The sequence below is a fragment of the Paractinoplanes toevensis genome, assembly GCF_018332695.1.
GTDB classification, from domain to species: domain Bacteria; phylum Actinomycetota; class Actinomycetes; order Mycobacteriales; family Micromonosporaceae; genus Actinoplanes; species Actinoplanes toevensis.
Genome location: NZ_BOQN01000010.1, coordinates 174,333 through 186,770 on the forward strand (window position 1 = coordinate 174,333; position 12,438 = coordinate 186,770).

11 protein-coding genes are annotated in these 12,438 nt (G+C 73.2%); 4 read left to right on the top strand and 7 right to left on the bottom strand.

Annotated elements, in window-relative coordinates; genetic code table 11:
- Nucleotides 1-127 precede the first annotated feature (127 nt).
- Together Ato02nite_RS04330 and Ato02nite_RS04335 are read right to left on the bottom strand one after the other, a co-directional pair.
- Complete coding sequence (locus Ato02nite_RS04330; RefSeq protein ID WP_213005031.1) at nucleotides 128-1,126, bottom strand: transcription elongation factor; 999 nt, start codon at nucleotides 1,124-1,126, stop codon at nucleotides 128-130.
- A 49-nt stretch (nucleotides 1,127-1,175) separates the two neighbouring features.
- Nucleotides 1,176-1,709, bottom strand: a complete 534-nt coding sequence (locus Ato02nite_RS04335; RefSeq protein ID WP_213005032.1) for a DUF4240 domain-containing protein — start codon at nucleotides 1,707-1,709, stop codon at nucleotides 1,176-1,178.
- Between the two features lie 54 nt (nucleotides 1,710-1,763).
- Between Ato02nite_RS04335 and Ato02nite_RS04340 the strand changes: the two genes are divergently transcribed.
- A complete protein-coding gene (locus tag Ato02nite_RS04340; RefSeq protein WP_213005033.1) occupies nucleotides 1,764-2,720 on the top strand; it encodes a phosphotransferase family protein in 957 nt (318 codons plus the stop codon).
- A 128-nt stretch (nucleotides 2,721-2,848) separates the two neighbouring features.
- Nucleotides 2,849-3,115 carry a 30S ribosomal protein S20 gene (rpsT, locus tag Ato02nite_RS04345; protein WP_213005034.1) on the top strand — a complete coding sequence of 89 codons (267 nt, stop codon included), beginning with the start codon at nucleotides 2,849-2,851 and terminating at the stop codon, nucleotides 3,113-3,115.
- Between the two features lie 671 nt (nucleotides 3,116-3,786).
- Here the strand turns inward: rpsT and Ato02nite_RS51310 are convergent.
- The 5 genes from Ato02nite_RS51310 to Ato02nite_RS04370 all read right to left on the bottom strand — a co-directional run bounded on the left by Ato02nite_RS51310 (nucleotide 3,787) and on the right by Ato02nite_RS04370 (nucleotide 9,356).
- Nucleotides 3,787-4,281, bottom strand: a complete 495-nt coding sequence (locus Ato02nite_RS51310) for a hypothetical protein (protein WP_246606059.1) — start codon at nucleotides 4,279-4,281, stop codon at nucleotides 3,787-3,789.
- The gene (gene holA / locus Ato02nite_RS04355) at nucleotides 4,278-5,261 is read right to left on the bottom strand and encodes a DNA polymerase III subunit delta (protein WP_213005035.1); all 984 of its coding nucleotides are present in this window, start codon (nucleotides 5,259-5,261) and stop codon (nucleotides 4,278-4,280) included. Before holA ends, Ato02nite_RS51310 begins: the two co-directional genes overlap by 4 nt.
- Nucleotides 5,262-5,457: 196 nt before the next feature.
- Entirely contained in the window at nucleotides 5,458-6,003 is a 546-nt protein-coding gene (locus Ato02nite_RS04360; protein ID WP_213005036.1) for a GNAT family N-acetyltransferase, read from the bottom strand.
- A 21-nt stretch (nucleotides 6,004-6,024) separates the two neighbouring features.
- Nucleotides 6,025-8,502, bottom strand: coding sequence for a ComEC/Rec2 family competence protein (locus Ato02nite_RS04365; protein ID WP_246606060.1), 2,478 nt, complete (start codon nucleotides 8,500-8,502; stop codon nucleotides 6,025-6,027).
- Entirely contained in the window at nucleotides 8,499-9,356 is an 858-nt protein-coding gene (locus Ato02nite_RS04370) for a ComEA family DNA-binding protein (protein ID WP_438873010.1), read from the bottom strand. The genes Ato02nite_RS04365 and Ato02nite_RS04370 overlap by 4 nt, the downstream gene beginning before the upstream one ends.
- 954 nt (nucleotides 9,357-10,310) lie before the next feature.
- On the opposite strand from Ato02nite_RS04370, the gene Ato02nite_RS04375 reads away from it, so the two are divergent.
- Entirely contained in the window at nucleotides 10,311-11,063 is a 753-nt protein-coding gene (locus tag Ato02nite_RS04375) for a putative protein N(5)-glutamine methyltransferase (protein ID WP_246606068.1), read from the top strand.
- Nucleotides 11,064-11,097: 34 nt separating this feature from the next.
- The gene (locus Ato02nite_RS04380; protein WP_213005037.1) at nucleotides 11,098-12,399 is read left to right on the top strand and encodes a DUF1444 domain-containing protein; all 1,302 of its coding nucleotides are present in this window, start codon (nucleotides 11,098-11,100) and stop codon (nucleotides 12,397-12,399) included.
- Nucleotides 12,400-12,438 lie beyond the last annotated feature (39 nt).

A 12,438-nucleotide genomic window follows, 5' to 3' on the forward strand; every position in this document is an offset into this window, starting at 1 on the left:
CGTCCGTTCTTCTCAAGCTTCGACTGACACCGGCGGAGCAGGCGCGAGACACGCCGGGCCGGCCGTCCAGGTCCACCGGCAGACCGCCGGCGGGTTCTATCGTCCCACGCCCGCGCGGGAGCCCCGCTCACACCCGCTCCAGCGGTGCGTGCGGCAGCGGCGGCAGCTCGACGGTGACCACGTCACCGGGCCGGATGACCCCGCCCCGCAGCACCACCGCCATGACGCCGGCCTTGCGCACGACGTTGCCGCTCGCGTCCTTCTCGATGACCTCTTTGAGCAGCCCGTCCCGGAACCCGTTGATCTGCGCACACGGATTCCGCAGCCCAGCCACCACGACCGCCGGCCGCGAATCGTGCTCCCGATCCGACGCCTGCCCGAGGGCCTGGTCCCGCTCCCGCGCCTGGTCCCGCTCCCGCGCCTGGTCCCGCTCCCGCGCCAGCTCCCGCTCCCGCGCCAGCTCCCGCGCGGCCGCCGCGGCGACCGCGACCGCCGACCGAGCCGTCTCCTGGTCCAGCCGCGCGGCCGCGGCGACCTCAAGGACCGCCGCCAGCGGCCCTACGACCCCGGCCTGCCCGTCCGCTGCGGCACCCACCGGCTCCCCCGCGGCCTCAGCGCCCCCGTCGGCGCGCGAAGCCGTCGCTTGCCCGGTGACCCCAGCCCCTCGGTCGCGCGGCCACGCCAGCGTCTGCTCAGCGGCCCCAGCGGCCATCGCTCCGCCGGCCTTCGCCCCGGCGGCCCCCGCTCCGGCAGCCGCGGCACCGCCCGCTCCGGCAGCTCCGGCAACTCCCCCGGCTGGCCCGAAGCGCAGGATCGTCCCCACCGGCAGCCTGATCAGGTCGAGGCCGCTGGTGGTCACGTTCTCCCCCAGGTCGCCGGCCGCGACGTCGTACCCCTTCTCGCCGACCTCGCCGAACAGCTCCTGCTGAATCAGATGCACCTGCCGGAAGTTCGGCTGCGTCGGATCGTTACGCACCCGCCCCCGGTGTTTCACATAGACCCCGGCGTGCACGTCACCCTTCACGCCGACCCCCGCGATCAGAACGATCTCGTCCCGAACCGGCTTGGTGAACGCATACGTGTCGTTACAACTGACCGCCGCCACCGTCCCCTGCTGAGCCTCCATGCCCCGAGTCTCGGCGAACCGCCACCGTCATCGCGACCCGGTTTCGCCGTCAGTCCGGCGGCTCGAGGAACAGAGCGGACAAACGCGGCAGCCGCTTCTGCATCTCCTCCTCGTTGTCGAAATCCCACAGATCGGCGGCGTCGGGCCGGGTCGCCGGCGTCTCCCCGGCCGGCAGCTCGGACCCGGTCGCCTGCTGATAGGCCTCGGCCGCGATGGACAGCACCTCTTCCGCCTCGAAGACGGCACCGGTCTCGGCGGCGGCGCGCACGGCCGGCAGATCGGCCAGCGCATCGGGCGACTTGACGGCACGCGCAACGGTCTCCCGTCCGTGCGCGATCAGCCAGCCGCGGAAGTTGTCGAACCCATCCTCGGAACACCCGCCGTGGATCACATAGGCCGCCGCCCATAGGTCCTCCGTGCCGGAGGCGACCATCACCTTGTCGAGGTGGCGAGCCCAGGCGACGATCTCCTCCGGGTCACGGGTGGCGAGGTCGGCAGCGGCCCGCTTGGCCACCTCGGCCGGCGAGGCGGGCCGGTCGGCGGTCGCGCGGCTGATGACCGCCCAGAAATCGTCGGTTCTCATGGCGAGGATCCTGCCAGTCGGGTACGACAAAAATCGGGACGGCAGGATGGTCGGGTGCGGCCGATTTCACTCCCCGATGTCCCGTACGGCGCTACCGCCGTCCGCCCGCAGTGGCCCGACCTGCCGAAAAGCCTGCGGAAAGCGATCGCGGCCCGGCTGGGCGCGCCGATCGCCGAGGCGCGCAGCGCCGGCGGAGGCTTCACCAGGGCCTTCGCCGCCCTGCTCAGCACGGCTGAGGGCGAGAAGGTCTTCGTGAAGGCCGCGCCGCTACGCGACCCGAACTCGGAGTGGTACGCCCGCGAGGCCGCGATCACCGCCGCCCTACCCGCCGAGATCAACGCCGCCCGCCCGCGTTGGACCATGGAACATTCCGGCTATTTCGTCCTATGCCTGGAAGCGATCGACGGCCACGTCCCCGCCCTGCCGTGGCAGCCGGCCGAACTGCAGGCCACGCTCGCGGCCTGGTCGACCGCCGCCGCGGCGCTGGCCACCCCCACCACCCCCGGCCTGCCGCCGCTGGCCGAGATCATCCGGGCGGAAATGTCCGGGTGGTCGGAGATAGCAGCGGGCCGCGAGCCAATGCCGCACACCGCGCGAAACACCGTCGCCCCCGCCCATCTGCTCGAATTGGCCGACCTCGAACAAGCCCTCCCCGACCTGGTCAAAGGCTCCGGAATGTTGCACGGCGACCTCCGGATAGACAACGTCCTGATCGACCGCACCGGCGAGGCCCGACTCTGCGACTGGACCTGGCCCTGCCTGGGCGCACCCTGGTTCGACACGATCACGCTGCTGATCAGCGCCTTCGCCAGCGGCCTGGACGCCGACGCCTACCTGGCCCCGTGGGACCCGCCGGCCGAGGGCGTGGACGGCGCGCTGGCCGCCCTGTCGGGGTACTGGCTGATCCGCGCCGACGGCGGCCCCAGCAGCGCTTCCCCGCACAGTCGGCAGCACCAACGCTTCAGCGGCGAACAGGCTCTGACCTGGCTGGCAGAGCGTCGCGGCTGGTAGCGGTTTTGGTGGGCCGACACGACCCTGGTAGTCTGGCTCATCGCGTGTGGTGACGCGCCGCTGTTCGCTGCATCAGCCACCACCGCTAGAGACCGTTTCCCGAACACTAGTCAGGACAAGGCTGTCGCGTGGCGAACATCAAGTCCCAGATCAAGCGCAACCGGCAGAACGAAAAGGCCCGGCTGCGCAACAAGTCGGTCAAGTCGTCGCTGAAGACCGTGATTCGCAAGCTCAACGAGGCGAGCGAGGCGGGCAACGTCGAGTCGGCCACCACGCTGCTGCGTGACGCCTCGCGTCAGCTGGACAAGGCTGCCAGCAAGGGTGTCATCCACAAGAACCAGGCGGCGAACCGCAAGTCGGCCATCGCCAAGCGGATCGCCTCGCTGTCTGCCTGACCCCTGTCAGGGGCGCGGCAGCACGGAAGCCGCCGCGCCATGCTCGCAGCGCGAGCCGGTCATCGACCACACCCGGGCACCGCCGGACCACTCGTCCGCGCCGGTGCCCGAGTCGTTTCCGGCCCAAAATCAAAATCAAGAGCCTGATGTCGTGCCTGAGTGGGTGGTACGGACCGCTGCTCCCGCCGAGGCCGGGCCGGGGCCCAGCTACGCCGGCCCGGGCCCTTCATTCTGCGTGAGTGGCAACCCCATGGCCGCTCCGCGCCCACATACCCCGCCCGCCGGGCGCCCTGCCCCGTCCTACTCCCAAACAGCGCGCCCCTTACCGGCCCTGGCGCCACGCCAGCGCTCGCCCGAAACAACGCGTGCCGCTGGCCGAAACTCTTGCCCGCCACGCGCCCCCGCTCAGACCTCGTCCGCGACAACGCTTGCTCGACGCCCTTGCCCGCCAGGCGCCTTGCCCGCCAGGCGCCTTGCCCGCCAGGCGCCCTGACCCGCAGACCGATCGCCGGGGCGACGCCGACAAGCCGCAGCCTCAGCCGACATCAACAGCGGCAGCTGATAGACCTGCGAGCTGCTCGTCAACGAACAGGCCCGGTCTCGCCGGAGAAGGCGCCGGCAACGGCAGTCAGCCTGAGCTGCGGCCCAGCGCACTCCAGCGGCGGAGCCGGCTATTCGTAGCGGCGGCTGGCGGACTGGCGGACTCGCTGCTGGTGGGCCTCCGCTTCCTCGGCCCACGGACGCATGATCGGTGGGCCCTGGTCCCGGTTGATGACGCCGGGGAGGCGGGTGGTGGACTGTCCGGCCAGGTCGGCCGGGGTGGCGCGGCTGGCCGCCGCGTCGAGGGCGCCCAAGGCGGCGGGACCGGTCACCGTCGCGGGGCGCAGGGACGGGGAAGCCTGTGGAAAGCCGGCCGCCGACGAGGGCGCCGGGCGGCTCAGCGCGCCGGCGATAGTGTCGTTGAGCTTGACCATCACGGCGACGGTGAGCGGCAGAACCAGGACGCCCCACCAGCTCACCAGCTCGGCCAGGGCCAGCAGGATGCCGAGGGCGACCGCACCCTCGAGGAAGACGAAACAGAGGAAGCCACTGGGCGCGACGTGGCGCAGCCGGAGCAGCCGGGCATACAGCGGGCGGGGGGCCGTCTCGGGCCGGCTCGCCCTCATCGCGCCCCACCTGTACGGCGAGCCGCGACGACGGCGAAGACGGCCCGCTCCAGGGCGTAACCGCGGTCCTCAGCGCCGCCCTTGACCGCGGCGTTGCAGTCGGCGGCCGCCCGCATCGCGTCGACCAGGCCCTCGGGCGTCCAGCCGCGGCTGCGCTCCTGCGCTCGCTGGATCTTCCAGGCCGGCATGCCGAGCGAACTGGCCAATTGGTAGGGATTGCCCCGGCCGGCCGCGGCGACCTTGGCGACCGTGCGGACCCCGTCGGCGATCGCGTCGGCGATCGGCACCGGATCGACGCCGACGTGCAGCGCCCACCGCAGCGCCTCCAGCGCGCCCGGCACGTCACCGATCATCGCGGCGTCGGCCACGGTGAAGCCGCTCACCTCGGCGCGCCCCTTGTAGTAGCGCGCCACCACGCCCTCGGTGATTTTGCCGTCGGTGTCGGCGAGCAGCTGCGAGCAGGCCGCCGCGATCTCCCGGAGGTCGTTGCCGACCGACGCGAGCAGCGCGGACGCGGCCGCCTCGTCGCACCGGCCGCCGTTGCGACGGAACTCGTCACGGACGAACGCGATGCGCTCCCGATCGCCCTTCAGCTTCGCCGCCGCGATGACGGTCGCGCCGGCCGAACGCAGCCCGTCGGCGAGCGCCTTGCCCTTGGCGCCGCCGAGGTGCGCGACGATCAGCGTCACGTCGGGGTCGGGATTTTTCGCGTAGGCCAGCAGGGCGGTGATGAGGTCTTTTCGCGCGTCCTGTCCACTGCGGATGACCAGCACCCGGCGCCCGCCGAACAGCGACGGGCTCAACATCTCGGCGACCTCGCCGGCCGCGATCGCGCCACCCTCATACTCCCGGACGTCGACGCCGGGCTCGGCTGCCCGGGCCGCATCGACCGTCGAGGTGATCGCGCGAGCGGCGAGAAGCTCCTCGTCGCCGAGGACGAGCACTAACGGATCGGGAGGTGCGGTGTTCACGCTCAACATCGTCGCACGGGGGCCTGACGTTTCCGCGAGCCTCACTCCTTCGCGCAGACGGACGATCACCGAATGCGAAAGCAGACATATCGGCGACCTGCCATGTCGCGGGCACCGTAGAGTCTCTCGATCAGGCTGAGCGTCTGCGCCGGCAGCCGACCGGTCAGCGACCACCATCGACCGCTCCGAATGCCGACCAATCGGCTTAACCCGGGCGTGTCGGCAATTCGGAGCTCAGCATCGACCCGATCCACGCGTCCACCCGTACGCCTCGATGCACCAGACGCTGCCGCAGCGTCGCCTCGATCCGGAAGCCGGCCTTTTCCGCCACCCGCCGCGAAGCGGCGTTGCCCACCTCGGCCCGCCACTCGATCAGAGCAAGCCCGAGCCGCTCGAATCCCCACCCGCACAGCATCAGCACCGCCGCCGTGGCCACCCCGCGCCCGCGCGCCGCCGGATCCAGCCAGTACCCGATCTGCCCGGCCCCGCGCCCGTCCAGGCTGAGCCCGACCCGCCCGAGCCGCTCCCCCGCGCCGCCCTCGATCACGAACTCGGCCCGGGTCCGCTGGTCCCAGGCCGCGATCGCCATCTCCCGCACGAAGTAGTCGGCGTCCGCCATCCGGTACGGGATCGGGATCTCCAGAAACCGCTGGACCGCCGGGTCGAGCGACACCTCGTAAACCCACGGAATGTCACCGGCCACGAACGGCCGCAGCGTCAGGTCGCCCGCGGTGATCGTCTCTCGCTCCACCCCCGCATTCTCTTCGACCCGTCAGCCGTCCGGCGGGTCACCCCGGGCGACCACGGCCAGGCCGTCGCCGGCGGCGACCGCGGCCAGGTCGCCCGACTCGTCCGTACGCAGGACCCGCGCGCCGCCGCGAGCCAGCCGCGCCAGAAGTGCGGCGTTCGGATGTCCATAGTCGTTGTCCTTCCCCACCGACACGAGGGCCACCGCCGGGTCGACGGCGTCGACGAAAGCCGGCGACTGGTAAGCGCTTCCGTGGTGCGACACCTTGAGAACGTCGGCCCGCAACAACTCCGGTCCCAGGTGCTGCAGCAGCTCGTCCTGCTCCTCGGTCTCCGCGTCACCGGGCAGCAGCACGGTCTCGCCGTTCAGCTCGGCTCTCAGGACCAGCGAGTTGTTGTTCGGATCGGAGTTGGTGCCATGCAGCGGTTCGAACGGCCCGATCACGGTCAGACGCAGTCCGCCCACCTCGTACGACCAGCCGGGGCCGATCGCGTGCAGCGGCACCGGCCGGGCCGCCGCCACCACCGAAGCTCGCCCGCCCGGCGGCTCGGGCCAGTCGGGTCCGGCGACCGCACCGACTCGTCGCCCACGGAACACCCCGGCCACCCCACCGATGTGGTCGACGTGGAAGTGACTGACCACGAACAGCACCACCTGCCGCACGCCCAGCCGCCGCAGGCAGTGGTCGACCGGATCGGCCTCCGGCCCGGCATCGATCACCACGGCCCGGGACGGTCCAGCCGGCAGCACGACCGCATCGCCCTGCCCGACCGCGCAGGTCACCACGATCCAGTTGGCCGGTGGCCAGCCCGAGGCGAGCAGCCGCACCGGCATCGCGCCGAGCATTCCGGCCAGCGTCATGACCACGGCCAGTCGCCGGAGCACCGGCCGAGGTGTGGCGAACAGCACCGCCACCGTGATCGCTCCGAGCAGGAGCGCGCCCCACACCCCGTCCGGCCAGGGCAGCGCCCCCGACGGCACCCGCGCGCCGTAGGTCGCCACGAGCACCAACCATTTCGCCGGCCAGTGCCCGAGCCAGGCCGCGAACGCAGCGCCGTCCGCCCACACCGGCGACAGCACGGCCGCGCCCACGCCCAGCAGGGTGGCCGGTGCGATGGCGGGCACCACCACGAGGTTGGCCGGAACCGCGATCAGGCTGACCGTGCCGGACAGGCCGGCGACCACCGGTCCGCACGCGACCTGCGCGGCCGCCGGCACGGCCAGCGCCTCGGCCGCACCCGCCGGCCAGCCGCGACGGCGCAGGGCGTCCCGCCACACCGGCGCCAGCAGGAGCAGGCCGGAGGTGGCCAGCACCGACAGCGCGAAACCGGGATCGGCCGCGAGCTCCGGGTCGTACAGGATGAGCGCCGCCACGCCCGCCGCCAGCGCCGGAAGCGCCGCCCTCGGCCGCCCGGAGGCGAGGCCCACCAGGCCGATCGCGCCCATCGCGGCGGCACGCACCACGCTCGGCGACGGCCGGGCCAGGATCACGAAGCCGACCAGCACCACCGCACAGACCACCGCCTGCACCGCGGGCCCGGCCCGCGTCCGACGTACGGCGAAGAGGACAACACCCAGAATGATTGCCACGTTTGCCCCACTAACAGCCATTAAGTGGGTCATGCCGGTCGTACGGAAGTCGTCACTCAACGCCTCGTCGAGCCGGCTCGTGTCACCGACGACCAGACCGGGCAGAAGCCCACCGGAGTCGTCGGGCAGCGGCTCGCAGGCGCGCTGCAGGCCCGCTCGCAGCACTCCGGCCGCCCGCTGCGCCCAGGACGGCCGGCCGATCAGCTCCGGCGCCTCCTTCACCGAGACCACGGCCGCTCGCAGGTCCCCGCCGCGCGGCGGCATCAGCTTGCCGCGCGCCGCGATCCGCTGGCCGGGCAGCAGACCCCGCCAACCCAGGTCGCTGCCGAGGACCAGCGCCCGCGCTTCCAGCCGCAGCGGCGCCGCTTCCTCCGCGCCGACGGCACGCAGGTCGATCGCCACCAGGTAGGTCGGCGGCCTGGCCGGCGATCCGCGCAAGGCACGCGGATCGTCGCGAACAACGGCCTCGATGCGTACGGGTTCCCCGGCCCGCACCAGCGCGACCAGCGGCCCCGATTCCCGGGCCATGACCCGCGCCCCGGTCACGATCGCCCCGCACCCCACGCCGAGCAGCACCGTCAACCCGATCCAGCGCACCGCCACCGCCGCGCTCCGCCGAGCGGGGACCACCGGGGCCGGCCCCCGCGACAAAGACGCGGAGGCCGCCGACCGGGCCCCGGCCACCGCGGACCGGGACACCGGATCTGCGCGCCCGGTCGTCCGCGTGGGCGCGCGGAAGACGGACGCCCGGCCCCGCCGGGAGGCGGCGGCGACCGTCAGCGCCGCACCGAGGAGGGCAGCGGCGCCGAGGAGGATGCCGGACCGGGCGGAGAGGTAGAGCGCGGCCAGCGACGACAGCCAGGTCGCCACCGCGAACCCGGCCAGCCGCAGGTCCGGCACTCCCCCGGTCATACCGTCACCAGGTCCTTCAGCTGCTCGTACCGCGCGTCGCCGATGCCGTCGACCTTGCGCAGGTCGCTCACCGCCTTGAAGCCGCCCTGCGCGTCCCGGGCGTCTAGGATGCGCTGCGCCAGCACCGGGCCGACGCCCGGCAGGCCGTCCAGCTCGGCGAGGGTGGCGGTGTTCAGGTTGACCGGGCCACCCGCGGGGGCCGCGGCGCCGGTGGCGGCCGGGCCGGTGGGCACGACCACGCCCGGCGACGGGGTGACCCCGACCAGGATCAGCTCGCCGTCGACCACCTTGCGGGCCAGGTTGAGCATCGCGACGTCGACGCCGGGGTCGGCACCGCCGGCAGCGGTCAGCGCATCGGCCACCCGGGCCCCGGGCGGCAGCCGCACCAGGCCGGGCTTGCGCACCTTGCCGCCGACCGCGACCACCACCTCCGCAGCCGAGGCGCCCGACCCGCCCGAGGCCGGGCCACCGGCCGGCCCGTTGGCAGGCCCGGCTGTCGACTCCGGTTCAGCCTGTGAGCCGGTCGAGCCGAACGACGGCGGCGCGACGGTGTCGACCCTCGGCCGCGCCCGCCACGCGAGGAAAGCCGCGATCACGATGACCACCACGGCGACCACCGCGAGCGCCTTGACTCCGCGCCGCCCCGGATCGAAGGCGCCCAGGCCGAACCGCCGGCCACCATCCGGCGGATCGCCACCGAAGGCGCCGGCAGCGCTCAGCGAGGGCTCGTCATCGTCGGGATACCTGTTCGGGCCGAGCGGGCCAGGTGAAACCGGCCACGCGTGGTCAGCGGCGGCCGGCAGGTCCAGCGGTGGAACGTCCGACTCGGGCAGAACCCACGCGGGCGGCGGCAGGGGACGCCGCTCCGGGCCGACCGTGCGAACGGCAGGTGCCCGGTAGGGCCGGAACGGCTCGGCCTCATCCATCAGATCTCCGAGGTGGTTGGGGAACGGATCGGTGGCGCTGTCGAGAGGCGTGGCGGGCGGGACCGGCCCACGAGTGATCGGATCCGTCCCCGGCGGTGCCGCCCAGGCCGAGGCGGTCGACGACGGCGGGCGCGGCGAGGACGGCGGGCGCGGCGACGGCGAAACGGGCCGCGGCGCCGCTCGGTCGACCGGAACAGCGCCTGGTGCCGACGCCTGAGGCGAAGCGGCCGGCGCTGTAGAACGAGGTGCCGCGTGAGGTATGGCCGGTGTCGGCGACGGGCGGGGCGCCGTCTCAGGCGTGGTGGGTGGTGGCGACGGCCGATCGATCGGGACAGCTCCCGGCGGCGACGCCCATGGTGTGCCGGGTGGGTAGCCGCCGGTCAGCTTCGACGCGGACGCCTGCGGAGAGCCACCCAGCTCAACCCGAGGGGAGGCCCCCAGCCTGACCCGCGGGGTGCCGCCCAGCTCGATCCTCGGCGGCGGCTCGTCCTCCGGAGGGTCGGGCGCCGGGTCGAGGTCGACGTCGTCCGGCCAGCCGGTGACGATGTCCGACCAGTTCAACGGTTCGCCGACCTCGGCGAGCTCACCGAGGGCCGAGTCGTACCGGGAAGGAACCGCCGGACTCGCCGTCCGGGAACGGCCATGCTCGGCGGCGGCGGTCTGGTCGCGTACCCGAAGTGGCGTCGCGGCCATGACCGACCGCAGCCTTTCCGCTACGACGTCGTCCTCTCGCACGCCAGGCACGCTAGGGATTTCGCCGGGCCGAGGCGCGGCGCCCTGTGGATAACCCAGAACTGTGGATAACTCCCACGCCCGGCACTTCTGTGCTAGAGACTGCGTGTGACAGCGGGGATAGCGGCTCCGGCGATGGCCGAGGCGATCATGCGGCTACGCACCGCAGGCTGCGTTTTTGCCGAGGACGAGGCGGCCGTGCTGGCCGCCTCGGCGGCCGACGGGATCGAGTTGGCCGAGCTGGTCGACCGGCGCGCGCTGGGCGAACCGCTCGAGCAGGTCGTCGGCTACGCCGACTTCTGCGATGTCCGGGTGCGGCTGCGTCCGGGCGTCTTCGTTCCGCGCGTACGCAGTGAGCTCCTGGTCCGGGTCGCGGCCGAGATGGCTCGGCCCGGTGACGTGGTGGTCGACCTCTGCTGCGGGTCGGGCGCGCTCGGCCTGGCCGTCCGGCACCGGCAGCCGGCGATCGAGCTGTACGCGGCGGACGTCGATCCGGTCGCCGTCGCCTGCGCGCTGGACAACCTGGACACCGGCGTCTACCAGGGCGATCTATTCGATGCGCTTCCCTCGACGCTGCGTGGCCGGATCGCCGTGCTGCTGGCGAACGTGCCCTACGTCGCGACCAGGCACATTCCGCTGCTCCCGGCCGAGGCGCGCGATCACGAGCCGCACACGGCGCTGGACGGTGGCGACGACGGGCTCGACGTGTTCCGGGCCGTGGTCGCCGGGGCTCGCGATTGGCTCGCTCCCGGTGGGATCATGCTCTCCGAGATCATCGAGGCTCAGGCCGAGGCGGCGGGCACGGCAGTGCGGGCCGCCGGGCTCGAGGCTGACCTACGGTCCGACGAGGATCTGGAAGCAAGCATCATCCTGGGGCGGAAAACTGTCGGCCCGGTGCGATAAGGTCGGCGACCTTCAGGGAGAGAAGAGGCGTCGGGTGGGCCTGCTACGGAGGGTTGCCCGGGCACGACTGGCCGGCCTGGTCATCCGGCGGTTACGCCGGGCGGGGTTCGCCGACGCCAAGTACGACGCACGCGGTTTCCGGGTCCGCTTCACCGCAGACGGTGACGAGACACCGACGATTCTGGAGCTCGCCCCGCTGCTGGCCACGCGGGGTGGGCGCCGACGGGAGCGGGTCGACCGTTTCGTCGCCGGCCTGGTCAGGTCGCCCGGGCTGCCGCTGGATTGGGTGCAGGCGCGCCCGCTGCTACGCCCGGTGCTGCGCGGCGGCACGCCCGGGACACCGCTGCGGCGTCCGGTCCTGCCGTTTCTGTCGGAGTTCGTGGTGGTCGACAGCCCGGACACGATGACCTATGTCGGGCCGGAGCAACCGGCCGGTTGGGGGGTGAGTGCGGAGGAGGTCTTCGAGGCGGCCCGGGCGAACCTGTCCGGGGCGGTGCTGCACGGCGTCGCGAACGAGCCGGTGGTCGTGCGGTTCGTCGACGACGGTGACGCCTATTGGACGTCCCATCTGCTGCTGCCGCACTGGCTCGAGCGGCTCGCTGGGCAGGTGGGCGGCGTCCCGGTGGCGTTCGCGCCGGAACGCGGCACGCTGCTGGTCACGGCGGACGGGAGCGACCACCTGGAGGGCTTGTTCGCGCTGGCGGAGGAGATCTACGCGGCATCGTCACGGCCGATCACCCCGATGGGCTACGCGAGCGACGAGAACGGCTGCACGGTGCCGTACCAGGCACCGCCAGGCACTCCGCTGCACCGCGCGGTCACGCGGGCCGAGCGCGTCCTGGCCATCCGCGAGTACGCCCGCCAGGCCGCCACCCAGCCGGACACCGCCGGCGCGCCAAACACGGCGGTCCCGCGCGGCCGTCCAGCCGGGGCAGAGCGACCGGCCCGGCCAACGCCACCGAACCAGGCGGAGGTGCCGAACCAGGCGGAGGTGCCGAACCAGGCGGAGGTGCCGAACCAGGCGGAGGTGCCGAACCAAGCGGAGGTGCCGGGCCCAGCGGAGGTGCCGGGCCCAGCGGAGGTGCCGGGCGTGGCCGAGCTGCCGAACCCGGCCGGGCTACCGGACCTGGCCGAGCTGCGGTTGGTGGACTCCGGCGAGCGAGGGTGGCGCACGCGTGCGCTCTGGGAGCGGAATGAGCCGATCCTGCTACCCACCGCCGACGAGGTTCAGGTCGGCGAGAACGTGTGCCTGTGGGCGGAGCTGGCCGCCCACCTGACCATGGCGCCCGGCTTCGAGCCGACCCGCTGGCTCGCCACCGGCTGGCCACGCGCCTAGCGCCCCGGCCGGGCCGCGCCGGCCCACCTCGGCCCGGCC

Excerpts from the sequence above, each read along its gene's own strand:
- Ato02nite_RS04330 (WP_213005031.1), bottom strand. The coding sequence starts at position 1,126 with ATGGAGGCTCAGCAGGGGACGGTGGCGGCGGTCAGTTGTAACGACACG.
- Ato02nite_RS04335 (WP_213005032.1), bottom strand. The coding sequence starts at position 1,709 with ATGAGAACCGACGATTTCTGGGCGGTCATCAGCCGCGCGACCGCCGAC.
- Ato02nite_RS51310 (WP_246606059.1), bottom strand. The coding sequence starts at position 4,281 with ATGAGGGCGAGCCGGCCCGAGACGGCCCCCCGCCCGCTGTATGCCCGG.
- holA (WP_213005035.1), bottom strand. The coding sequence starts at position 5,261 with ATGTTGAGCGTGAACACCGCACCTCCCGATCCGTTAGTGCTCGTCCTC.
- Ato02nite_RS04365 (WP_246606060.1), bottom strand. The coding sequence starts at position 8,502 with ATGACCGGGGGAGTGCCGGACCTGCGGCTGGCCGGGTTCGCGGTGGCG.
- Ato02nite_RS04375 (WP_246606068.1), top strand. The coding sequence starts at position 10,311 with ATGCGGCTACGCACCGCAGGCTGCGTTTTTGCCGAGGACGAGGCGGCC.